Source organism: Pseudomonas sp. P8_241 (assembly GCF_034008315.1).
Lineage (GTDB): Bacteria > Pseudomonadota > Gammaproteobacteria > Pseudomonadales > Pseudomonadaceae > Aquipseudomonas.
In genome coordinates this window covers 2842522-2864854 of record NZ_CP125377.1, presented here as the reverse complement: position 1 = coordinate 2864854, position 22333 = coordinate 2842522, and the positions used below count along the sequence as shown (strand labels likewise).

Below are 22333 nucleotides of genomic sequence, written 5' to 3'. Positions count from 1 at the left end.
GGAGGGTTTCAGCGTTTGACGTCCAGGTCGACCTGGGTCATGCGGCTACGGATGGTGAACACGCCATCGCCCGAGAGAATCGCGCTGCGGGCAAACAGTCGCCCGCTTTCCCAATTCGAAAGGCCCAGTTCCGGTTTGTTCAGCGCGTACTGGCCGTCAACCCAGCGGGTAATGCCGTTGCCGACAAAGGGTGCGTTGACCGCGTGGTAGAAACGGTCCTGAGACTCTGCGCTGTCGCTGATCAACGACACCGTGAATTGTGGGCTGTAGCGGTTGAACAAGGCGATGGCGCTGTCCAGGTCATCGACGATTTTCAGGCTGACTTCCGGGGTTTCTTCCCATTCCCACTCTCGGCCCAACTGATCTTCGGGCAGGGGCTCGGCCAATGCTTCAGTCTGATAGCCTTCGGCGCGATGTACCTGGACAGTTGCCGTTTGCCAATCACTGGGCAAGTACAGCTCGCTGCCTTCGACGATGTGCAATTTGCAGCCCTGCCCGCGCGCCTTGCCCGCCTGCTGCAAAGCATCGAGAAACAGCGGCACCAGCTCAGCGGCACGGTCGCGGTGAATCAGGCATACGTTCAGGGTGTTGCAGACTTTGCGGTCCAGGGAGTTGCGCACCACGCTGGCGAAGCGCTGGGCATCCGCATCAGCATGGGCGACCAGCCAGGCACCACCGGTGCCGTGCAAACTGACAGCGGTGCCCGCCTGCTGCGCGATGCTGCCCAACTGGCTGACAGCACGACCCGAACCACGAGCCACGGCCAGCGACAGGCGCCGGTCGGCAAACATCGCCCAACCGGCGGCATGATTGACGCTTTCCACCAGCGATACCGCGCCCTGGGGCAAACCGGCATCGGCCAGCGCCGGATTCAGCGCGTGGCTGACGATTGCCTGGGCCGTGCCCAACGCATCGCTGCCAATGCGCAGTACGGCAGTGTTGCCGGTGCGCAATACGCCGGCAGCGTCGGCGAACACGTTCGGCCGACCTTCGAAGACAAACGCGACGATGCCCAGCGGCGAAACCACTTGCTCGACTTTCCAGCCGTCATGCTCGACGCAACTGACCACTTTGCCGCGTGTGGCCGAGGCATCGCGCCAGGCGCGCAGCCCGGCAATCATGTCGCGGCGCATGCGCTCATCGGCCAGCAGGCGCGTGGTCGAACGCCCACGGGCCTTGGCCCGCTCGATGTCAGCCAGGTTTGCGGCCTCGATCAAGGTCCAGCACGCCGGGGTTTCCAGGCGCTGGGCAAACAGGTCGAAAAATGTGCTGATCGCCTGATCGGAAACCGCAGACATTGCCGTGAATGCCGCTTCGGCCTGTTCGATCGCCACCGCTGCCGCGTGCTGGTCGGCCACCGGAATCAGCAACAGTTCACCGCTGACCTGCTCCACCAACAAGTGGTCACCGGGCTGGAAGCGTGCTGCCAGTTCGGGGCTGACCACCGTGACACGGTTACCAGCGAAAGGGATCGGCGTGCCAGCGATTAGACGTTCGAGCGCAAGAGACATGAAGCGGTATCACCATGCTGAGGGGCGGCCGGAAAATGTATAGCAATTGCGCGAGAGCGTCACTGCCCTTTGTGGGTGACCTTTGTGGGAGCGAGCCTGCTCGCGATAGCGGTGGGTCAGCCACATTGATGTATCTGAAGCAGGCTCGCTCCCACGGGGGGATAAGCGGTGCTTGAAGTATCACAGTGTGTACAGCCCCGCCCGTGACACTCCAAACACTCAAAACCCCACCCAGGCGACACATCGCAGATACATCCCGTTGATGCAATACGCCTGTCGATTGGCCAAGCCGATCCCGGCGCTCAACTCAATCAAGGGGACCATCGCCCATGAACACCGCCATCTCCTCGGCCGTCAAAGGCCTGCACCTCAACCTCGACCGCGTCGGCGAATGGATCGCGCCCCTGGCCTTGCGGGTGTTCGTCGCCTGGGAATTCTTCGAGTCGGGCCTGGAAAAATTCAATGGCCAGAATTGGTTCGCCGATATTCAGTCGCGCTTCCCGTTTCCGTTCAACCACGTGTCGACGACGTTGAACTGGGAGTTGTCGATGTGGGCTGAACTGATCTGCGCCCTGGCGATTCTGGTGGGCCTCGGCACACGGATTTCGGCATTCATTCTGATAGTCGTAACCCTTGTCGCGACCGCAGCCGTGCACTGGCCAGCCGACTGGTCCACCTTAAGCGAACTCGCCCAGGGCTACGCGATCAGCAACAAGGGTTTCGGCAACTTCAAACTGCCACTGATCTACCTCGTGGCCTTTATGCCGCTGCTGTTCTCCGGCCCCGGCAAACTGAGTCTCGATGCGCTGCTGACTCGTTATTTCTGGCATCGCTGAAACACGCCATGGGCGTTCAAGACGAACGCTCATGGTCGCCTTCGCTCAGAGCTGGTTGGCCACGGCCATGTTCACGAAGCGGCTATCGAAGCGCAGCTTGATGTTGTTCTTATCACCAAGGGTCGAGCCGTCGGCAAACTGCATGCCCACCGCATCGGCGCTGGTGGCGGCCTGGCCCAGCAAGCCTTTGGCAAAGGAGAAGGTGCGCACCTTGTCCATGGTATGGCGGATGGCGTCGGAGTTGGCGAACTCGAACGCGGTGCCCGGCGTATAGAACAACATGGTTTGCGTGAGTTGTTCCTCGTAGCCTTTAAGGTCGGTACCCGAGCGCTCGGCCATCGAAGTACGTGCGGCGATGGCCTGCCTGCTGTCGCCGCTCATCAATTGCAAGGTCTCGAACCACGCACCGACCAACGCCTTGCCCAGTTCCGGATTGGCCGCCAGCGTCTCGGTGTTCACCGCCATCATGTCAATGATCTCCCCCGGTATTTCTTTGGAGGTGAAGACCTGAACCGCCGTCGGTGACTGCTTCATCACCATGCTCAATTGCGGATTCCACAATGCTGCCGCTGTCACCCCGGACGTGGAGAACGAAGCCACGGCATCAGCATCGGAGGTGTTCATGATCTTGATATCGCGCTGGCTCAGGCCATGAATGTCCAGGGCCCGGGACATCAGGTAGTCGGACACCGACAACTCCACCAGATTGACCTGCTGGCCCTTGATGTCGGCAAAGGTCTTGCCGTTCTTCAGGACGATGGCGTCGTTGCCATTGGAGTAATCGCCCAGAATCAGCCCCGTGGTGTCCACGCCATTGGCGCTCGGGATGGTCAAGGCATCCATGTTGGTCATACCGCAGGCATCGAATGCACCCGCGGCGTACTGGTTGATCGACTCGATGTAGTCGTTGAGTTGCACCAGTTCAATCTGGATGCCGTACTTTTTCGCCCATTTGTCGATGATCCCGTGTTCGCTGGCGTAGCCCCACGGCATCCACCCGGAATAGATCGACCAGGCCACCTTGAACGACTGTTTTTTCTCGGCCGCAGAAGCACCGAAAGCCACACAGGACAACGCCAGCAACACGACTGCAACACGGTAGAACACGCACGAGAATGCCTTCATGGAAACCTCACGGGTTATGAATGGGGTGACGCATTGGGTTCAAACGAGCGGCCGGGTGTAGCGGCTCAATGTCGGGGATTCGCGCTCGTACCATTGCGCGGCACGGTCGGTGAATCCGGTGGCGGATGAATAGCTGACCTGCGGCTCCAGAGTGTCGATCACGAACAACCGCTCGCGGACAACGCCGTCGACCTGAAGCAACTGGCAAACGTGCTGACCGTCAGGGTGAATCTCGAAGCCTTCCAGCGAGATCAACGGCTGGCCGATGCGTGCAGCGCAGGTCGAAAGGGTCACATTGAAGCCCTCTGCGAGGGAGCCACAGGCGACTGAAGTTTCGAAATTGAAGGCACGACTGAGCCATTGCAGATCGTCGGCATGGCGCGCAACCGCCTCACGCAGATCGAGGGGGCCGCACTCAAGCACCTCGGCCCGCCCGAGCACCAGCGCCGCATGATCGCCGCACACGATCAGCCCGCCACCACGGTGGTGCACGCGACCACTGCCCAGCTCCTTTTCGTGCAGCAGTCGCAAGCCGATCAATGCCCCCGGTGCCGATGATTGCAAGCGCCAGTCTTCGACGTAGGCGTCACTGGGTGAGAACTCGATCATGCAGTCACCGATGCGCTTGAGAAGCCCAGGCTCCGGCCAGCGATTGTGCACCTGCAAGGACGTGTCCGTGTGCCAGCTCAGGGTCTCGCCTTCCCAGGAACACAAGGCTTCCCAGCCTTCGTAATTGGCGAGCACTTGCAGCTCTTGCGCGCTGTACCCCGACAAGGGCTTGGCCGGCACTTGTTGATGCTCAAGCGGCAGGCGCAGATCGATGGTGAAATTGCGGCTCTGGAACCAGCACACGTGGGTCTGCACATCGGTCAGGCCGTCGGCAAAACTGATCGCTCGGCGCTTGTAGAAACCGAGCATCCAGTCGGGAACACCCTGGGGTGGTTGTTGTGCGAATTGCTCGACAAGCTGGTGAAGGTGCATGTCAAACCTCCTCGCCGATGGCGGCGTAGCCGAATGACGACAAGCCTTTGGCGCCACTGGGCAAGCTCAGCTCGCCCCGTGCCATGCGTTGCTTGAGATAGCGAAAGGTTTGCAGGGTCTGTGCGTACAGATGCTCCCCGCAAACCACCGGCCCATAGCGGCTCGGAGCTGCCGGTTCGAGCAGTTGCGCGATAGGTTCGATGACCGTGTCATAGTCGCAAGCGCAGAACATCGGGAAGGAATAACGCTCTTCACTGACCTTGCGCACCCGATGGGCCGTGGCGACATAGGTGCCATTGCTCAGCACCTCCATCATGTCGCCGATATTGATCACAAATGCACCTTCGACCAGCGGCACGTCGATCCACTGCCCTGCTCCGTTCAACACTTCAAGCCCCGGCGCAGTCGGCAGCAGGATGGTGAAGCATTCGTAGTCGGTGTGCGCGCCAATACCCGGACGATCCTGCGGTGCATCCTTTGAATACGGATAGTGAATCAACCGAAGTTGGCTGGGCGGATGATTGACCCATTGGCTGATGGCGTTTTCCGGTAACCCCAAGGCCAGCGCAAAGCCCCGAAACAGCGCAAGGCTGAGGCTGAACACCGCGTCGTAGTAAGCCTTGATGTCCTGCTTGAAACCCGGCAACACTGGCCAGCGATTGGCCCCCAGCATGGGGCGCTGCCCCTCTGGCAGGACATAGTCGAAGCCAACGTCGAAGGCCTCCTTGTGATCGATGCTGCCCTCGACAAACTGCTCCTCGCCCTCCGGGACATACCCGCAGTGATTGCTCGAAAGCCCGATGTAATCCTGCATCTTGCGCTCGACCGGCTGGGCGAAGTATTCAACGGTCCGTTGCTTGAGACGATTGATGATCTGCGGATCGATACCGTGCCCGGTCACATAGAGGAAACCCGCCTGCTGCGCGGCGTTCCCCAACGCTGCGGCGGCTTGGATGCGATCGGCGGCGCAGTCGGAAAACAGTCCGCCAATGTCCACCAGGGGCAGGTGTTCGAACGCTGAATGAGGGGTAGTTCGAGGCGTGGGCGCCATAAGTAACCTCCTGATGATTAGTCAAAATGTCACCTGGTCGTCCAGATATCGCAGAGCCGCTAGGCCTCCGGGTCGTCCCGGATCATTCGCACCAGAACCGGTGCCAAAGAAATGGAGCAATGTGCGTGCCACGTTCGGACTGATCATCGAACGAGTTACGATCGCATTGATTTGAAAGATATTTTAATTATTTTCAGATCAAGCAACTCCCAACCCTTTCACCTCCAGACAGCACCACGATGGAGCGTCTCGCACATCGGCGAGTGCAGGCGGATAATGCACGGGTTTGCACTTGGCCGAGGGACCGAAAGATGCCGCTGACTCTCTACTTCCACCCGCTCTCGTCGTACTGTCACAAAGTGTTGATCGCACTCTACGAACACCAGGTCGAATTTGAAAAAAGGATCATCGACCTGGGCAACGATGCCGACCGGGCGGAGCTTCAAGCCCTGTGGCCGCTGGTCAAATTTCCGGTGGTCCACGATCACACCCGTCAGCGCGACGTGGCGGAGTCGAGCATCATCATTGAGTATCTGGACCACTTTCAAGCCGGCCAACACCGCCTGATACCCGGCGATTGGGAGTCCGCGCTGCAGGTTCGTTTTTGGGATCGCTTTTTCGACCTCCACGTCCAGGGCCCGATGAACCAGATAGTCCTCGATCGCCTGCGCTCGGCGAACGGCGACCTGACCCGGGAGCGCGCAGCCCTTACCACTGCGTACGGCATGCTCGAGCGTCAACTGGCGTCCACAACCTGGGCCGCCGGGGACGTGTTCAGCATGGCCGATTGCGCCGCCTGCCCGGCCCTGTTCTACGCCAGCATGCTGGTGCCGTTTGCCGATGAGCATCGCCATTTGAATACGTATTTCGACCGTTTGACCACCCGGCCGTCCTGCCAGCGGGTCATCGACGAAGCGCGACCGTACTTCTCCATGTTTCCGTTTGCCGAGGCAATCGCGCAAAGGTTTCGTTAACCAAGGGTGATGGGAGGAAAGGGGCAGTCACACTGCCCTTTTCCGTTACTTCACCAGCCTGACTTCCCTGGACGGCCGATAGCCGAAGTAAGCGCTGTAGCATTTGCTGAAGTGGCTGGGCGAGACGAACCCGCAGGCCACCGAGACTTCAACGATGGTCAACGTCGTGTGCTGCAGCAAGCGCCGCGCCTCGGTGATCCGCAAATCCATGTAATAGCGCTGGGGCGTGGTGCCCAGCTGCTCCTTGAACAGGCGCTCGATCTGCCGACGAGACCGTCCCGCGTAAAGACAGAGCGCATCCATTTCCAGCGGCTCCTCCAGGTTGGCGTCCATCAGGTTGACTACCTCCCGCAGCGGGCCACTGACAGACACGCTCAGCGTGGGCTTGATGCGCCGGTAACGCGACGCTTCAAAGGCCAGAATGTCTTCGATGGCGTCCGTGAGCGCCTTGTCGTGCAACCCCCTGATCCATTCCAGCGCCATGTAAAAAGTGCCATTCGGACTGGACGCGGTCAGTCGATCGCGATCCACCACATACGCTTCACTGGTGACTTGGCTCAGCTTGGCGATTTCCGCCAGCGCAGGGCGATGCTCCGGATGAATCGCACAACGATAGCCATCCAGAACCCCGGCTCGCCCAAGAAACCACGCGCCATTCCAGATCCCCGCCAGCGTAATGCCCTGCTCGGCCGCGTCGTGCAACAAACCGATCAGCGCGTCGTCGGCCTTGAGCGCCGTTCGGTAACCGCCACAGACCACCAGTAGATCCAGCTGCTGAATCTCGGCATGACTGAGACGGGCATCGGGTCGAATCACCAACCCCAGATCGCTGATCACTTCGCCTTCGGTCAAACCGAAGGTCTTGGTCAAGAACAACTCGGGCCGCAAGAGGTTGGCCGTGACGACCGTATCGAGTGCCTGGGTGAACGCCGGCAACGAAAAATGCTCCAGCAACAGAAAACCTGCCAGCGCCTGCGGGACCGACGGGTCTTCATGCTCTTTGAGGTAGCGAAGATTCTTGCCCTTCATCGCACCGCTGAACTGACGTCGCTCTACCAACACTCGCCTCGCTTACAATTGAACATACACACCGCCGTCGCTGTTGAGCGCTTAAACGAATTTGCGTGGAGAATGCCGCTGCAATGCACCGCGTGACAAGCGATCCCTCGACGTAGCGGTCGGCCACTCGACTTCTAACAGAATTGAACGCCAGCGTCGCATCGTCGGCGGCACTCATCAGCTTTCAATAGTCGTTAACAGGAAGGTTGGGGTCGCGGACGGGATGGACGTCGATCTGGTTTAAAGGAAGGCTGCTTCAATAGACACAATCATCCCAGGCGGGCGCGTTATCGGCCGACTGACTGGATGCTTGTAAGGAAAATGGCAGGGGCGGCTGGATTCGAACCAACGCATGGCAGGATCAAAACCTGCTGCCTTACCGCTTGGCGACGCCCCTGTAGGTATTGCGACGAGAGCGTGCTGCTCTCTATAGAAGCCCCTGCGCTGCACGCCCTGAAAGGGTTGCTGCAAGAACGGGCGGAAATTTATCAACTTTTACTCTGCCTGGGAAGCCCTTTTAGTAAAAATTGTTTGTTAAAACAGACGCTTACTGAGAGGTAAAACACCCAACGACTGTGAAACCGCTGAAGCAGGCGGTTCGGCGGCCTACTGCCCCAACCTGGCACGCGCCGAGCCATACGCCACCGGCAGCTGATTTTCGTCTGCTACGCTTTTCTTTGCTCGAACGGAGTCGGGTAATGGATGCAAAATAGATTTCTCTTGCCACCCACAAGGTACGGAATGTGAAAGGCAAACTGATTACCGCCGCGGTCACCCTCATCGTCACCGGTGCCGCGCTCTACGGCTTCAATAGCTGGAATCTGGAGCAGAGCCACAGACAGGAAGTTCTGTGCACGACCGCGCAACAGCATCTCAAAGACCTGGAAACCCAGGCTCGGGCGATGGCTGCCGGACTGACGATCGAGGCCTATGCCGAGGCCGAGAAAGCCGAGGCAGGCAAACTTGTCAGCGCCCTCGATACCGCAAAAAACCAGGCGGAGGTCGATGCCGTCATCGATCAGCATGCCACCGCCATCGAAGCACAGATCGTGGCCGAAAATGCCGAAGTCCAGTCCCGAGGCGAGCAACCATTTCTCGGTCAGGAAATGAAAAAGCAGAAAATCACCACGGACGTCAGCCAGGAATTCAAACGCGCTGAAAAGGCCGTCGCTGAAGCCTGTAATTAGGGGCGATTTTTTAAGGGTAGAATTTGCGAATGCGTCTAGACTCCATCAAAGGCTGTTGCATCCTGGCTCCGCGATTAAAACAAAAAGCCAAAGCACAACGAGGAAGCCCAGACGGTGAACACTTCAGCATTCTGCGCCTTGGCGATCCTGTTGGTTTCGTCCGCGGCTTCTGCAACCGGCGTCATGCCTGTCTTCGACCTGGACTTCACCCGGTCAGCGGATGAAACGCTGAAAAAAATGGGTATCAATGACGCGTGCATCATTGGCGCCAAAAATCCGGTCTCTTTCACTTATTGCCGCGAGGGCTCGTCAACGCTGTGGAAGTATCAAGCGCTGGATCTGGAGCAACTCGCATCAATCCAGAACGATGCGAAACGGTACTCATCGACTTATCAGCCAATTTCGGTGATTGAAATCGACAGCGCCGCTTGCGAAGACGAAATGGTTACACCTGCACAAAAACCGACAAGCGCCCGCTGGTTTGCCCTTGGACTGATTGCTCTCTCACTGCTGATCAGCTTGCAGTACAGCTATAAGTCCATCAGGCACCACCGCAGAAAACCCTCGCAGGCTTCCTCATCCTACTCGCCACAAATCACCGAATTCGTACCTTTACCCCATTTAACGGTAAAAGCACTGGCGTCATTCGGCATTGCCGTCACCGTGGCAATCATTTACTTCAGCTGTTGCAGGATTTGACCACTGTGAACGCGGCACCACGACCGCGCTCACAACCAGTCAATCAATGCGGCGCGCGCGCGATGGTCTTGAGCAGGTCTTCAGGGCTGATGTGACCCACCACACTGCCGGGTTGCGGCAGGTTGAGGATGTGGCCTTTCATCTTGCCGATGATGTGCATTTCGCAAGGCTTGCAGTCGAACTTCAGCGTCAGCACCTCGTCGCCATGAATCAATTGCATTGGCGCGACCTTGGTGCGCACGCCAGTGACGCCCTTGGCCTGTTTCGGACACAGGTTGAAGGAGAATCGCAGGCAGTGCTTGGTGATCATCACCGGGACGTCGCCGGTTTCCTCGTGAGCCTCGTAGGCCGCGTCGATCAATTTCACACCGTGGCGATGATAGAAGTCGCGGGCCTTCTGGTTGTAGACGTTGGCCAGGAATGACAGGTGCGATTCCGGGTACACCGGTGGCGGTGTGGTCTCGGCCTTGCGACCACCGCGTGGGTGAGCGGCGATGCGCGCTTCGGTCAAGGCTTCAATCACTTCACGGCGCAAGGCTTTGAGCTGCGAGTTCGGAATGAAGTACGCCTGCGGCGCGTCCAGCTTGATATCGATGGCGTGGTACTGCGTAGTGCCCAACTGACCAAGCAGATCCTGCAATTGCTCCAGTGCCTGCTCCGGCTTGTTGGCGGCACCGAACGGCCCTTTCAGGGTGACGCTGGCGCTGATGCCCTCTTCGCTGGTCGCGGTGAGTTCCAGCTGCTCTTCACGCAGGCAAGCGACCCAACGCAGGGCCACGCGACGCTCGGCTGAGGTCTTTTGCAGCGCCTGTTGCCAGTTGTGATCGAGGTTGCGATTCAGCGGATGGTTGGGGCGCAGTTTGTACATCCCCTCCGGCATCTCGTTTGGCTCGACGCGATAGCGATAACGCTTCTCGCCGTCCTCCTCGAATTCACCTTTCGGCTCGGCGATGTTGGCGCGGAAACCCACCACTTCGCGCTTGACCAGCACGTTGAGACCGTCGCCGTTGGACAGCGGCTCGTGCGTCACGACCTGCATGTCACGCTTGGCGACTTTCTCGACCACACCCACCGGCAAACCGGTGAAGGTCGGTGAGTCGAAGGCACCGATGTCGATCTTGCGATCCGTGACGAAGTAATCGGTGCTGCCACGGTGGAAGGTTTTTTCCGGGTCGGGCAGGAAGAAATGCGCGGTGCGGCCGCTGGAGGCGCGGGCCAGGTCCGGGCGGTCTTCGAGCACGGCGTCGAGGCGCTGGCGGTAATAGGCCGTGATGTTTTTCACATAGCCCATGTCCTTGTAGCGCCCTTCGATCTTGAACGAGCGCACGCCGGCTTCGACCAGGGCGCGGATGTTGGCGCTCTGGTTATTGTCCTTCATCGACAGCAGGTGTTTTTCGTAAGCGATCACACCGCCCTTCTCGTCCTTGAGGGTGTAAGGCAAACGGCACGCCTGGGAGCAATCGCCGCGGTTGGCGCTGCGACCGGTGTGGGCGTGGGAAATGTTGCACTGCCCGGAAAACGCCACGCACAACGCACCGTGGATGAAGAACTCGATGGCCGCGTCGGTCTCGTTGGCAATCGCACGGATCTCTTGCAGGTTCAGCTCACGGGCCAGCACCAACTGGGAGAAGCCGGCCTGATCGAGGAACTTTGCCCGTTCCAGGGTGCGGATGTCAGTCTGGGTGCTGGCGTGCAACTCAATGGGTGGAATGTCCAGTTCCATCACGCCCAGGTCCTGGACGATCAGCGCATCGACACCGGCATCGTACAACTGGTGGATCAGCTTGCGGGCCGGCTCCAGTTCGTTGTCGTGCAGGATAGTGTTGATGGTGGTGAACACCCGCGCGTGATAACGACGGGCGAATTCCACCAATTCGGCGATTTCGCTGACTTCGTTGCAGGCATTGTGGCGGGCACCGAAGCTCGGGCCGCCGATGTAAATCGCATCAGCGCCATGCAGGATCGCCTCACGGGCGATGGCCACGTCACGGGCGGGGCTGAGCAATTCCAGATGATGTTTGGGCAGGGACATAATATTTTTTTAGTCAGGCTGTCACGGTCGAGGCGTGCATTGTAGCGGTGAAACGCTTTAGGAGCACCCGTGTGCTGCCAGGTGGTGGCCCTGGGAAGATCTGACAGCCTTAATCCTTGTAGGAGCAAGCTTGCTCGCGATGGACGTTAACGATGACGCGGGCATTCTGAGTGCATGCGTCGCCCTTGTGTTCATCGCGAGCAGGCTCGCTCCTACAGGGTTTTGTGTATGTCTGGCCGAGATCAGGCCTTGGCCGCCATCGCGGTGACTTCCACGCGCATGCCTTCGACCGCCAGTGCAGCCACGCCCACGGCGGCGCGCACCGGCCAGGGCTTGGCGAAGTAACGCTTGTAAACCTCGTTGAACGCGGCGCGGTCGGCCATGTCGGTAAGGTAGATGGTCAGGTGCATCACGCGGTCCATGGAACTGCCCGCGCGCTCCAGCGCCACCTTCAGCGCTTGCAGGGTGCATTCGCTTTGCAGGGTGATGTCGCCCAGTTCGAGGCTGCCGTCGGCGCGGGTCGGAATCTGCGTGGAGACCAGCACGCCGCCGAAACCGACGACGTCGGAGGAAATCGAATCCGCATCAGGATCGGGCGTAAAGGTCAGGTCGTGGTTTGCCATGGGAACTCTCTTGCTTGAATGGGTAAGGCGAATGCCTTTTACACAGCCAGTTTACAGGCCAATCCCGACGCGTCGCTAATCCAGACTCGACGACTGCTCCAGACCGGTCGCCTGCCGGTATTGACGCGGCGTGAATCCGGTCGAGGCTTTGAACTGCCGAGTGAACGCACTGTGGTCGGTGTAGCCGCATTGCAAGGCAACGTCGGTGATGGGCATTTCGGTGTGCAGCAGGCGATGGGCATGTTCCAGGCGAATTTTCTGGATCATCTGCCGCGGGGTCAGGTGGAACACGCGCTTGCAATAGCGCTCCAGTTGCGCCACTGAAATACCGGCGATGCGCGTCAGTTCGCCGAGGGTCACACGACGATTGAAGTGCGCGCGAATGTGCTCATCGACCGCCGCCAGACGCTGATACGCCGGGTGCGTGTCGCTTGCCGATTGCAGGTCGACCGAGATCCCGGCCAGGCCGATGATTTCATTGCGACGGTTATACAGCGGCCGCTTGTGAGTCAGGCACCAACCCGGTTCTCGACTGCCGTACAGGTGCAGCTCCAGTTGATCCTCCAGGACAAAACCCTGCTCCAGTACGCGTCGGTCCTGCTCGGTATAACCGGGGCCCAATTGCGCCGGAAACACTTCGGCGCTGGTTTTCCCCAAGAGCGGTTTCAACTGCTTCAAGCCGCAGCGTTGCACCAGCGTGCGATTGGCCATGACATAGCGCGCCTGCAAATCCTTGATGAAGATCGCGGCATTGGGAATGACATCCAGCATGGGCAGCAACAGCGCAACGCCGGCCAGCAATTGCTCGATGGATTCGGGGCGATTCGAGTCGTCGCCCTGGCACAACATCGCAAACGCATCCTGAGTCATCAACCCGCCCTTCGCAAAAATCAGACCTGCCCATTGTGCTGATTTCGTCATCGACACCCAAGAAAAACATCAATCGCGAGTTCGCCGCCACGTTCAATCTATGGCCACCGCCCTCCTCGGCAAAACCGACCGGGGCGACTTGAAGTGCACACCTGCCTATCCAATAACTCACAAGAAGGCGATGCCATGTCAGGCCAAGGCAAGTTCAAAAAACAACTGTCGTTGATAGACCTTACGTTTATCGGACTGGGGGCCATTTTCGGCTCCGGTTGGCTGTTCGCAGCCAGTCACGTCTCCGCGATTGCGGGGCCGGCGGGGATTTTTTCCTGGTTGCTGGGCGGGTTTGCCGTTCTGCTGTTGGGCATCGTTTACTGTGAATTGGGTGCGGCGTTGCCGCGTGCCGGTGGCGTGGTTCGCTACCCGGTGTTCTCCCATGGCCCACTGCTCGGCTACCTGATGGGCTTCATCACGCTGATCGCATTTTCCAGCCTGGTGGCGATCGAAGTGGTCGCCGCACGCCAGTATGCCGCGGCATGGTTTCCCTCATTGACCCAGGCCGGTTCCAGCAATCCAACGGCGATCGGCTGGCTGGTCCAGTTCGGCCTGCTGTGCCTGTTCTTCATGCTCAACTACTACAGTGTGAAGACCTTCGCCAAGGCCAACAACCTGATCAGTATGTTCAAGTTCATCGTGCCGTTGCTGGTGATCGGCGTGCTGTTCACCTTTTTCAAACCGGAGAACTTCCAGTCCCAGGGCTTCATGCCGTTCGGGCTGTCCGGTGTCGAGATGGCGGTGTCCGCCGGCGGCATTATCTTCGCCTATCTGGGGCTGACGCCGATCATCTCGGTGGCCAGCGAAGTGAAGAATCCGCAACGCACCATACCGATTGCACTGATCCTGTCGGTGCTGCTCTCCACCGCGATTTATGTCTTGCTGCAAGTGGCCTTCCTCGGCGGCGTCCCGACCGAAATGCTCGCCAACGGCTGGGCCGGCGTCGCCAAAGAACTGGCCCTGCCATACCGCGACATCGCCTTGGCATTGGGCGTGGGCTGGCTGGCTTATCTGGTAGTGGCTGACGCGGTGATCTCCCCGAGCGGTTGCGGCAACATCTACATGAACGCTACGCCACGTGTGATTTACGGCTGGGCGCAGACCGGCACCTTCTTCAAGATCTTCACCCGTATCGACGAAAAGTCCGGCATTCCGCGGCCGGCGCTGTGGCTGACCTTTGCCTTGTCGGTGTTCTGGACCCTGCCCTTCCCGTCGTGGGAAGCCCTGATCAACGTGGTCTCCGCCGCGCTGGTGTTGAGCTATGCCGTGGCGCCGGTCTCCGTTGCCGCCCTGCGTCGCAATGCACCGGACATGCCGCGCCCATTCAGGGTCAAGCACATGGGTGTCCTCGGCCCCGTGTCGTTCATCATCGCCGCGCTGATCGTCTACTGGTCGGGCTGGGGCACGGTGTCCTGGCTACTCGGCCTGCAAATCCTGATGTTCGTGATTTACCTGCTGTGCGCACGTTTTGTACCGACGCACCACCTGAGCCTGGCCCAGCAAGTGCGCTCTTCGGCATGGCTGATCGGCTTCTACGCCGTGACCATCGTGCTGTCCTGGCTCGGCAGTTTCGGCGGCATGGGCGTGCTCACCCATCCGTTCGACACCGTGGTCGTGGCGGCTTGTGCGATGGGCATTTACTACTGGGGCGCGGCCACCGGCGTGCCGGCGCATCTGGTTCGCCTGGAAGAAGAGGACGGTGAAAGCGAAGCCGATCCTGTTCACACCGGCACGACCACAGGCCAGCGCCCAATCGGTGTGTCCGCCCAGACCTCTCGCTGAAATTCAGGCCAGCAATGCCTGCGTGTTCCTCTGAATGGAAAGGTTTATGAAAAAAGTACATGTCATTGATTCCCACACCGGCGGCGAACCGACTCGCCTGGTGATGTCGGGCCTGCCCCAGTTGTCCGGCCGGACCATGGCCGAAAAGCGCGATGCCCTGCGCGAACTGCATGACCCATGGCGTCGCGCCTGCCTGCTAGAGCCCCGTGGCAACGATGTGCTGGTGGGTGCGTTGTACTGCGAACCGGTGTCGCCGGATGCCACCTGCGGCGTGATCTTCTTCAACAACACCGGCTACCTCGGCATGTGCGGCCACGGCACCATCGGCCTGGTCAACTCGCTGCATTACCTGGGGCATATCCAGCCCGGCGTGCACAAGATCGACACCCCGGTCGGCCCGGTCAACGCGACGTTGCATGAGGACGGCAACGTCACCCTGCGCAACGTGCCCGCTTACCGCTACCGCCAACAAGTGCCGGTCGAGGTGCCTGGCCATGGTCGTGTCTATGGCGATATCGCCTGGGGCGGCAACTGGTTTTTCCTGGTGTCCGACCACGGCAAAACGTTGCAGATGGATAACGTCGACGCCCTGACCGAGTTCACCTGGGCAATGCTCAAGGCCCTCGAAGCCCAAGGCATCCACGGCGAGAACGGTGCGCTGATCGACCACGTCGAGTTGTTTGCCGAGGACGACCGGGCCGACAGCCGCAACTTCGTCATGTGCCCGGGCAAAGCCTACGACCGCTCACCCTGCGGCACCGGCACCAGCGCCAAACTGGCCTGCCTGGCGGCCGACGCAAAACTCGCCGTCGGTGAGCGCTGGGTCCAGGCCAGCATCACCGGCAGCCAGTTCGTCGGCCGCTATGAATGGGACGGCGAACGCATCATCCCTTTCATCACCGGCCGCGCCTACATGACCGCCGACGCCACGCTGCTGATCGACGAACAAGATCCCTTTGCGTGGGGCATTTGAGCCCCACGCCAATTCCCTCAATAAAACTGAATGAATGCTTCAAGGAGTTACAACAATGAGCGACAACATTTTCACTGGCTGCATTCCTGCACTGATGACCCCGTGCACCGCCGACCGCAAGCCGGACTTCGACGCCCTCGTCGCCAAGGGTCGCGAACTGATCGACATCGGCATGAGCGCCGTCGTGTATTGCGGTTCCATGGGTGACTGGCCACTGCTGACCGAGGCCGAGCGTCAGGAAGGCGTAGCCCGTCTGGTGGCTGCCGGCATTGCGACCATCGTCGGTACTGGTGCGGTCAACAGCCGCGAGGCGGTTTCCCATGCGGCGCATGCGGCCGAGGTTGGCGCCCATGGCCTGATGGTCATTCCTCGTGTGCTGTCCCGTGGCGCTTCGGCCACCGCGCAAAAAGCTCACTTCGCCGCGATTCTGAAAGCCGCACCGGGCTTGCCCGCCGTGATCTACAACAGCCCTTACTACGGCTTCGCCACCCGTGCCGACCTGTTCTTCGAACTGCGTCGCGAGTACCCGAACCTCATCGGTTTCAAAGAGTTCGGCGGTGCCGCCGACCTGCGCTACGCCGCCGAACACATCACCTCCAGGGATGACGCCGTCACCCTGATGGTCGGTGTCGACACCCAAGTGGTGCACGGTTTCGTCAACTGCAACGCCACTGGCGCCATCACCGGCATCGGCAACGCCCTGCCCCGCGAAGTGCTGCAACTGGTGGCCCTGAGCAAGCAAGCCGCCAAAGGTGACGCCAAGGCCCGCCGTCAGGCCCGCGAGCTGGAATCGGCACTGGCCGTGCTGTCGTCCTTCGACGAGGGTTGCGACCTGGTGCTCTATTACAAGCACCTGATGGTGCTCAACGGTGACAAGGGATACGCCCTGCACTTCAACGAAACCGATGTCCTGAGCGATGCCCAGCGTCGTTACGCCGAGAACCAGTACGCGCTGTTCCGCCAGTGGTACGAGCACTGGTCGGCCGAACAGAACGTCGCCTGACGTTCACCCGGCTTGCACGGCGGCGCGCTGGGTCGCGCCGCTTTTGTTTTCGTCCCCACCTATTTTTTTCAGGAACAACCATGACTCTGACAGGCAACCTGCTGATCGGTCAGCAAGCCGTTACCGGGCATCGCGAAGCGATCCGGGCCATTAATCCCGCCACTGGCGTGCAACTCGAACCGGCCTACCTCGGAGGTGGCCGCGAGCACGTCGAACAGGCGTGTGCCCTGGCATCGGCCGCCTTCGACGGCTATCGCACAACCTCGCCGGAGGCACGCGCCGAATTCCTCGAAACCATCGCCAGCGAGATCGAAGCCCTCGGCGATGAACTGGTCGACCGCGCTGTGGCTGAGACCGGCCTGCCGCGTCCGCGCATCCAGGGCGAACGGGGCCGCACCTGTCAGCAACTGCGCCTGTTTGCCCGCACCGTACGGGCCGGCGAATGGCTGGATGTACGCGTCGACAACGCGCTGCCGGAGCGCCAACCCCTGCCCCGTCCGGACCTGCGTCAGCGGCAGATCCCCGTAGGCCCGGTGGCTGTGTTCGGTGCAAGCAATTTTCCGCTGGCCTTCTCCGTCGCCGGTGGCGACACCGCGTCAGCATTGGCCGCCGGGTGCCCGGTGGTGGTCAAGGCGCACAGCGCACATCCGGGGACCAGCGAACTGGTCGGTCGTGCGGTGGCGCTTGCAGTGAAAAAGTGCGCGCTGCCCGAGGGTGTGTTTTCGCTGTTGTTCGGTTCCGGTCGCGAAGTCGGCATCGCCCTGGTCACCGATCCGCGCATCAAGGCCGTGGGGTTTACCGGTTCGCGCAGTGGTGGCATCGCTTTGTGCCAAGCAGCCCAGGCGCGTCCAGAGCCGATCCCGGTGTACGCGGAAATGAGTTCGATCAACCCGGTGTTGCTGTTCCCGGCCGCCCTGCAAGCACGCGGCGAAGCACTGGCTCAAGGCTTCGTCGCGTCGCTGACCCAGGGTGCCGGTCAGTTCTGCACCAATCCCGGTCTGGTGATCGCCCGCCAAGGGCCGGCCCTCGATCGTTTCATCAGCGCAGCAGCCGACATTGTGCGTCGCAGCCCCGCGCAAACCATGCTCACGCCCGGGATTTTCAGTGCCTACGAGGCCGGCGTCGGCTCTCTGGTCGAGCATGCGCATGCCCAGGCAGCAGCCGTCGGTTTGGCGGGTGAAACACCCAACCAATGCCAGACCCATTTGTTCGTCACCCGTGCACAGGATTTTCTCGCGGACCCCGCGTTACAGGCTGAAATGTTCGGCGCCGCTTCGCTGATCGTGCAATGCGCCGATGACAATGAAATGCGTCAGGTCATCGAGCACCTCGAAGGCCAATTGACCGCCACGTTGCAGCTCGATGACGCCGATCTGGACAGCGCTCGGGCCTTGTTGCCGGTGCTTGAACGCAAGGCTGGCCGCTTGCTGGTCAACGGTTGGCCGACCGGCGTCGAAGTGTGTGATGCCATGGTCCATGGCGGACCGTTCCCGGCGACGTCCGACCCACGTACCACCTCGGTCGGCACCGCTGCTATCCAGCGTTTCCTGCGCCCGGTGTGTTATCAGGACTTCCCGGACGCCCTGCTCCCCGCTGCGCTCCAGCAGGGTAATCCGCTGCAACTGCGGCGCCTGCTCGACGGCCAGAGAGAAGCCTAGGCCATGTCGAATCTTTCTTCGTCCAACCCTGCCCATGACATTGCCGTGGTCGGCGCCGGCATCATCGGCGTCGCCTGCGCCTTGCAGCTCGCCCGCCAGGGCCATCGAGTGGTGGTCATCGACCAGCAGGAGCCCGGTCGCGGCGCTTCGTTTGGCAACGCCGGGCACCTGGCCACCGAGCAGGTGTTCCCCATCGCCGACCTGTCGATCCTCAAGCGCCTGCCCGCCATGCTCATGGACCCGATGGGCCCGCTGCGCCTGGACTGGAAATACATGCCCCGCGCCCTGCCCTGGTTCATGCGCCTGCTGCTGAACCTGCGCCCGGCGCCGTTCCAGCGAACCGTGGCCGGCATCCGCGCCTTGAATGAAAGCAGCCTGGACGCCTGGCAACGGCTGCTCGTCGGGATCGCTCGTCCTGATCTGCTGAAAGAAGACGGCTCGCTGCTGGTGTTCGAACGGCCCGATTCACAACCAGCCATCGAAGCAGTGCTGGCACGCATGCGTCAGCAACAGGTGCCCGTCGATTTCTGGCAGGCCAAAGCGGTGCGCGATACGGCCCCGCAACTGAGCGAAGGCATCCGGGGCGGATTGTTCTTCCCGCGCACGGGGCATTTTCTCGACCCGTTTCGGGTGGTTGGCGAACTGGTCCACGCAGCCAAGGCCAGCGGTGTGCAGTTCCTCAAGCAACGGGTCGAGGGCGGACAGCTCACTGAGCACGGTGTTTCGTTGATCACCGATCAAGGCCGAGTCTCCAGCCGACACGTCTTGATCGCCTGCGGTGCTCACTCAGCGAAACTCACGGCTGCCCTGACCGGCAAAAAAGTCCCGCTGGACACCGAGCGCGGTTATCACCTGATGTTGCCCCTTGAGCTCGAACGGTTGCCGTTTGCCGTGACCTCGCTGGAGCGCAAGTTCATCATGACGCCCATGGCCGAAGGCTTGAGGTTGGCGGGGACGGTCGAGTTCGCCGGACTTGATCAGCCACCGAGCATGGAGCGCGCCTGGCAATTGCACCGCTTGAGCAAAGGCTTGTTCCGTCGCGACTTGAACGCAGAAGCCGCAACGCCGTGGATGGGATTTCGCCCTTCGCTGCCGGATTCACTGCCGATCATCGACCGGGTGTGCGACGGCAAGGTGCTGCTTGCCTTCGGTCATCAGCACTTGGGGTTGACGCAAGCAGCGGTCACCGCCGAACTCATCGCACAACTGGCCCTGCCCGGGAGTGTCGCAGCCTCTACAGGATTACCCGCGACTGAGCCCTACAGACTGGATCGTTTTTGAGGGAAACTGTAGAACCATCAAGTGATGGTTCACATTTCAAAGGATGATCAAGGTATGTCCCGGCACGACACCTCCCTACAAGACACCGCCGCGCCCGATGGCGTTTGTTATGGCTGCGGCCCCGACAACCCGCACGGGCTGCACATCAAGAGCTTCTGGCACGAAGACGGCGTGCACGTCATGGCCGAGCACGTACCGGACGCCCGATATTGCGGCTGGCCGGACCTGGTGTACGGCGGCCTGATCGCGATGCTGGTCGACTGTCACTCCAACTGGACGGCGATGGCGTACCACTACCGCGCCGAACAGCGGGATGCCGCCAGCCTGCCGCGGATCAATTGCGTCACCGGCAACCTGGGCATCAAGTTCATCAAACCGACACCCATGGGATTGCCGCTGACCCTGCGCGCCAAAGTCGAAGGCGAGGTCGGACGCAAAACCCGTGTCGTCTGCGAGGTCTACGCCGGTGAAGTGCTGACCGCCGTTGGTGATTCGACATTTGTGCGCGTAGACACCGAACAACTGGCGGCCGCCGCTCACGGCCGGGACGCCAGCTGACCGATCATTGCAACGGTGAAAATTTCGCCGGCAGATAGATCGTCGAACACATGTCCTGCAATTGCGGACCGGAGTTTTCCGGCGGCCAGACGCCGTCGGCAACGGCTTGGGTCCGTACTTGCAGGCGCTCTTCCAGCGTGGCCCACGGCCAGATGTGCAGATAACGTGGCAGCGAACCATCAGTGGCGTAAAACGCCGCATACACCGGTGAGTACTGTTCGGCGGTGCGCGCTTCGATGGCTTTGCTCCAACCGTCGAGCGTGGGCTTGAGACCGCTGCTGATCAGGTCGTAGACGCGCATCTCGTAGAACGGGCCATGCTGGCCGGCACGCAAGGGTTCGAGGAAAGGAAACAGCGTGTAGTTTTCGATGCGCAGATCGGTGATGAGCTCGCCGATACCGAACACTTCGCCGCCCAACAGGAAGCGCTCACGCTCAGCCTGCCGCAGGCTTTCGTCTTCATAGCCGCGCAGTACGGTGATCTGGTTCAACTGGCCGATCTCCGACGCCCAGCAGCCCATCAACGCCCCACCGACTTCTGGCTTCGCCAACGCAGTTTCGATGCGCACCAGTGCATCGTTCACCGTGCGCACCCGCACGGTCAAAGTGATCAGTTCAAAAAAACGCATACCACGCTCCGGCGATTGTCAGCCCGTGCGGGCCTCCCTTGGCGCACAGCGTATGCCAGACCCCACAGGCAAAATATTGAGGCAACCACCATCGGTCATGGTGATTACCGCAGTGTGGTAGGTAGTTTCTTTACAACGATCGAGAGCGCCTTCCTTCATACCCGCTGTTATCGGCTCAGCCGATTCAAACCTGCGAATTATCGATTTGTGCAGCAGTGCGCAGACCGCGAGCATGGCGTCACTTCCAACAACAAAAACAAAGGACCCGCCATGACCGCCCGATTTCACAATCCAGTGGATACCCGTTTCGGCTGGGGCAGCCTGCAAGAGCTTGCCGCCATCACTGAGAACCAGAGCGTTGCCGTTGTGACCTTTCCCGAAGCCCGAGGCCTGGGGCTGGTGGATCGCCTTCAAGCGCTACTGGGCGACCGACTGGTCTATGTGATCGAAGACGTCCAGCCCAATCCCGATGTCGCGCAACTGCGTGAGACCTATGAACGTTTCTGGAAAGAAGCCGGCGAGTGCCACGCCGTGATTGCCGTTGGTGGCGGCAGCGCCATCGACACGGCGAAGGCGCTGATTGTCGGCACCGAGTCAGGTCGTTTCGATGAGCTGCTGGCATTGCTGGCAAGCGGCAAACCCTTCGTTCCGGTTCGCAGTAAACAGCTGATCGCCGCCCCGACCACCGCGGGCACGGGCAGTGAGGTCACGCCCTGGGCGACGATCTGGGACGCGGCCAATCACAAGAAGTACTCGCTGCACCTGGACTGCACCTGGCCAAGTGTCGCCATCATCGATCCGCAATTGATGCTCACGGTTCCGGGCGGCGTCACCGTCTCCACGGGCCTGGACGCCCTGTCCCATGCGCTGGAATCGATCTGGAACATTAACGCCAACCCGATTTCCGACACCTTCGCCATCTCGGCCATCGAAGACATCCTCGAATGCCTGCCCTTACTGCGGCAGGACCTGTCCAATCAGGAACTGCGCTCAAGAATGGCCCTGGCGGCACTCAAGGCCGGGCTGGCGTTCTCCAACACCAAGACTGCACTGGCCCATTCCATTTCCTATGAGATGACCTTGCGCTACGGCTTGCCCCACGGCATTGCGTGTTCCTTCACCCTGCCGCTGGTTTTGGGCCTTGCCTGGGGCCACGACGCAACGCGTGACAAAACCCTGCAACGGGTTTTCGGACCGGACCTGGACCAGGCCCAGTCCCGGTTGCGCGCCTTCCTGCACAGCCTCGATGTCAAAACCGAGTTCGCCGACTACGGCGTAACGGCCGACGAAGCCGAAGCCATGATCGATTTCGCCCTGCAGGGTGCCCGCGGCAAGAACTTCATCGGTTCACGCGCGGCCTAGGTTTCACCGCTCATAAATCACTACACTGCCAGCGGCGTTACGAGCCGCGACGATTTCCTGCCGCACCTGAAAAAGAGTGCACCCTCCGT

20 protein-coding genes and 1 tRNA gene are annotated in these 22333 nt (G+C 60.6%); 11 read left to right on the top strand and 10 right to left on the bottom strand.

Annotation, left to right across the window (positions count from 1 at the left end; translation table 11 throughout):
• Window positions 1–8: 8 nt before the first annotated feature.
• Complete coding sequence (locus tag QMK58_RS13130) at window positions 9–1511, bottom strand: aldehyde dehydrogenase family protein (protein WP_053160941.1); 1503 nt, start codon at window positions 1509–1511, stop codon at window positions 9–11.
• Window positions 1512–1840: 329 nt separating this feature from the next.
• Here QMK58_RS13130 and QMK58_RS13125 point away from each other — a divergent pair, with 329 nt between their 5' ends.
• Window positions 1841–2347: a DoxX family protein gene (locus QMK58_RS13125; RefSeq protein WP_320396412.1), complete on the top strand. Its 507-nt coding sequence runs from the start codon at window positions 1841–1843 to the stop codon at window positions 2345–2347.
• A gap of 45 nt (window positions 2348–2392) precedes the next feature.
• Here QMK58_RS13125 and QMK58_RS13120 read toward each other — a convergent pair whose 3' ends face one another.
• Genes QMK58_RS13120 through QMK58_RS13110 form a run of 3 tightly spaced genes read right to left on the bottom strand, consistent with a single transcriptional unit; the run spans window position 2393 to window position 5504 of the window.
• Window positions 2393–3472, bottom strand: coding sequence for a putative urea ABC transporter substrate-binding protein (locus tag QMK58_RS13120; protein WP_053160944.1), 1080 nt, complete (start codon window positions 3470–3472; stop codon window positions 2393–2395).
• A gap of 39 nt (window positions 3473–3511) precedes the next feature.
• Complete coding sequence (locus tag QMK58_RS13115; RefSeq protein WP_320396411.1) at window positions 3512–4453, bottom strand: hypothetical protein; 942 nt, start codon at window positions 4451–4453, stop codon at window positions 3512–3514.
• 1 nt (window position 4454) lies between these two features.
• Window positions 4455–5504: an isopenicillin N synthase family dioxygenase gene (locus QMK58_RS13110; RefSeq protein ID WP_053160948.1), complete on the bottom strand. Its 1050-nt coding sequence runs from the start codon at window positions 5502–5504 to the stop codon at window positions 4455–4457.
• Between the two features lie 311 nt (window positions 5505–5815).
• On the opposite strand from QMK58_RS13110, the gene QMK58_RS13105 reads away from it, so the two are divergent.
• Entirely contained in the window at window positions 5816–6478 is a 663-nt protein-coding gene (locus tag QMK58_RS13105) for a glutathione S-transferase family protein (protein WP_053160949.1), read from the top strand.
• A 45-nt stretch (window positions 6479–6523) separates the two neighbouring features.
• Here QMK58_RS13105 and QMK58_RS13100 read toward each other — a convergent pair whose 3' ends face one another.
• Complete coding sequence (locus QMK58_RS13100; protein ID WP_320396533.1) at window positions 6524–7537, bottom strand: GlxA family transcriptional regulator; 1014 nt, start codon at window positions 7535–7537, stop codon at window positions 6524–6526.
• A 322-nt stretch (window positions 7538–7859) separates the two neighbouring features.
• A tRNA-Gln gene (locus tag QMK58_RS13095) sits at window positions 7860–7934 on the bottom strand.
• Between the two features lie 346 nt (window positions 7935–8280).
• On the opposite strand from QMK58_RS13095, the gene QMK58_RS13090 reads away from it, so the two are divergent.
• Together QMK58_RS13090 and QMK58_RS13085 are read left to right on the top strand one after the other, a co-directional pair.
• On the top strand, window positions 8281–8724 hold the full coding sequence (locus QMK58_RS13090) for a hypothetical protein (RefSeq protein ID WP_053160951.1): 444 nt from the start codon (window positions 8281–8283) through the stop codon (window positions 8722–8724).
• Window positions 8725–8838: 114 nt separating this feature from the next.
• Window positions 8839–9423, top strand: a complete 585-nt coding sequence (locus tag QMK58_RS13085) for a hypothetical protein (RefSeq protein ID WP_320396410.1) — start codon at window positions 8839–8841, stop codon at window positions 9421–9423.
• A gap of 43 nt (window positions 9424–9466) precedes the next feature.
• On the opposite strand, the gene QMK58_RS13080 is transcribed toward QMK58_RS13085, so the two are convergent.
• The 3 genes from QMK58_RS13080 to QMK58_RS13070 form a co-directional block, all read right to left on the bottom strand.
• Complete coding sequence (locus QMK58_RS13080; protein ID WP_320396409.1) at window positions 9467–11455, bottom strand: U32 family peptidase; 1989 nt, start codon at window positions 11453–11455, stop codon at window positions 9467–9469.
• 242 nt (window positions 11456–11697) lie between these two features.
• Window positions 11698–12078, bottom strand: coding sequence for a RidA family protein (locus QMK58_RS13075; RefSeq protein WP_053160956.1), 381 nt, complete (start codon window positions 12076–12078; stop codon window positions 11698–11700).
• Between the two features lie 75 nt (window positions 12079–12153).
• Entirely contained in the window at window positions 12154–12948 is a 795-nt protein-coding gene (locus tag QMK58_RS13070; RefSeq protein WP_053161362.1) for an AraC family transcriptional regulator, read from the bottom strand.
• Between the two features lie 186 nt (window positions 12949–13134).
• On the opposite strand from QMK58_RS13070, the gene QMK58_RS13065 reads away from it, so the two are divergent.
• From QMK58_RS13065 to QMK58_RS13040, 6 genes are all read left to right on the top strand, one after another.
• On the top strand, window positions 13135–14781 hold the full coding sequence (locus QMK58_RS13065) for an APC family permease (RefSeq protein ID WP_053160958.1): 1647 nt from the start codon (window positions 13135–13137) through the stop codon (window positions 14779–14781).
• A gap of 46 nt (window positions 14782–14827) precedes the next feature.
• Window positions 14828–15754 (top strand): 4-hydroxyproline epimerase, encoded by a 927-nt coding sequence (locus QMK58_RS13060; protein WP_053160959.1) that lies wholly within the window; start codon window positions 14828–14830, stop codon window positions 15752–15754.
• Window positions 15755–15809: 55 nt separating this feature from the next.
• Window positions 15810–16757, top strand: a complete 948-nt coding sequence (locus QMK58_RS13055; protein ID WP_053160960.1) for a dihydrodipicolinate synthase family protein — start codon at window positions 15810–15812, stop codon at window positions 16755–16757.
• A gap of 80 nt (window positions 16758–16837) precedes the next feature.
• Window positions 16838–18415: an aldehyde dehydrogenase (NADP(+)) gene (locus tag QMK58_RS13050; RefSeq protein WP_320396408.1), complete on the top strand. Its 1578-nt coding sequence runs from the start codon at window positions 16838–16840 to the stop codon at window positions 18413–18415.
• 3 nt (window positions 18416–18418) lie between these two features.
• Window positions 18419–19696, top strand: coding sequence for an NAD(P)/FAD-dependent oxidoreductase (locus QMK58_RS13045; protein WP_053160964.1), 1278 nt, complete (start codon window positions 18419–18421; stop codon window positions 19694–19696).
• 54 nt (window positions 19697–19750) lie between these two features.
• A complete protein-coding gene (locus QMK58_RS13040) occupies window positions 19751–20254 on the top strand; it encodes a PaaI family thioesterase (RefSeq protein WP_320396407.1) in 504 nt (167 codons plus the stop codon).
• A 4-nt stretch (window positions 20255–20258) separates the two neighbouring features.
• Here the strand turns inward: QMK58_RS13040 and QMK58_RS13035 are convergent, their stop codons facing one another.
• Window positions 20259–20882, bottom strand: a complete 624-nt coding sequence (locus tag QMK58_RS13035; protein ID WP_320396406.1) for an NIPSNAP family protein — start codon at window positions 20880–20882, stop codon at window positions 20259–20261.
• Window positions 20883–21152: 270 nt separating this feature from the next.
• Here QMK58_RS13035 and psrA point away from each other — a divergent pair, with 270 nt between their 5' ends.
• The gene (gene psrA / locus QMK58_RS13030; protein WP_095058525.1) at window positions 21153–22244 is read left to right on the top strand and encodes an iron-containing alcohol dehydrogenase PsrA; all 1092 of its coding nucleotides are present in this window, start codon (window positions 21153–21155) and stop codon (window positions 22242–22244) included.
• Window positions 22245–22333 lie beyond the last annotated feature (89 nt).

Excerpts from the sequence above, each read along its gene's own strand:
- QMK58_RS13130 (WP_053160941.1), bottom strand. The coding sequence starts at position 1,511 with ATGTCTCTTGCGCTCGAACGTCTAATCGCTGGCACGCCGATCCCTTTC.
- QMK58_RS13125 (WP_320396412.1), top strand. The coding sequence starts at position 1,841 with ATGAACACCGCCATCTCCTCGGCCGTCAAAGGCCTGCACCTCAACCTC.
- QMK58_RS13120 (WP_053160944.1), bottom strand. The coding sequence starts at position 3,472 with ATGAAGGCATTCTCGTGCGTGTTCTACCGTGTTGCAGTCGTGTTGCTG.
- QMK58_RS13115 (WP_320396411.1), bottom strand. The coding sequence starts at position 4,453 with ATGCACCTTCACCAGCTTGTCGAGCAATTCGCACAACAACCACCCCAG.
- QMK58_RS13110 (WP_053160948.1), bottom strand. The coding sequence starts at position 5,504 with ATGGCGCCCACGCCTCGAACTACCCCTCATTCAGCGTTCGAACACCTG.
- QMK58_RS13105 (WP_053160949.1), top strand. The coding sequence starts at position 5,816 with ATGCCGCTGACTCTCTACTTCCACCCGCTCTCGTCGTACTGTCACAAA.
- QMK58_RS13080 (WP_320396409.1), bottom strand. The coding sequence starts at position 11,455 with ATGTCCCTGCCCAAACATCATCTGGAATTGCTCAGCCCCGCCCGTGAC.
- QMK58_RS13075 (WP_053160956.1), bottom strand. The coding sequence starts at position 12,078 with ATGGCAAACCACGACCTGACCTTTACGCCCGATCCTGATGCGGATTCG.
- QMK58_RS13070 (WP_053161362.1), bottom strand. The coding sequence starts at position 12,948 with ATGACTCAGGATGCGTTTGCGATGTTGTGCCAGGGCGACGACTCGAAT.
- QMK58_RS13065 (WP_053160958.1), top strand. The coding sequence starts at position 13,135 with ATGTCAGGCCAAGGCAAGTTCAAAAAACAACTGTCGTTGATAGACCTT.
- QMK58_RS13060 (WP_053160959.1), top strand. The coding sequence starts at position 14,828 with ATGAAAAAAGTACATGTCATTGATTCCCACACCGGCGGCGAACCGACT.
- QMK58_RS13055 (WP_053160960.1), top strand. The coding sequence starts at position 15,810 with ATGAGCGACAACATTTTCACTGGCTGCATTCCTGCACTGATGACCCCG.
- QMK58_RS13050 (WP_320396408.1), top strand. The coding sequence starts at position 16,838 with ATGACTCTGACAGGCAACCTGCTGATCGGTCAGCAAGCCGTTACCGGG.
- QMK58_RS13045 (WP_053160964.1), top strand. The coding sequence starts at position 18,419 with ATGTCGAATCTTTCTTCGTCCAACCCTGCCCATGACATTGCCGTGGTC.
- QMK58_RS13040 (WP_320396407.1), top strand. The coding sequence starts at position 19,751 with ATGTCCCGGCACGACACCTCCCTACAAGACACCGCCGCGCCCGATGGC.
- QMK58_RS13035 (WP_320396406.1), bottom strand. The coding sequence starts at position 20,882 with ATGCGTTTTTTTGAACTGATCACTTTGACCGTGCGGGTGCGCACGGTG.
- psrA (WP_095058525.1), top strand. The coding sequence starts at position 21,153 with ATGACCGCCCGATTTCACAATCCAGTGGATACCCGTTTCGGCTGGGGC.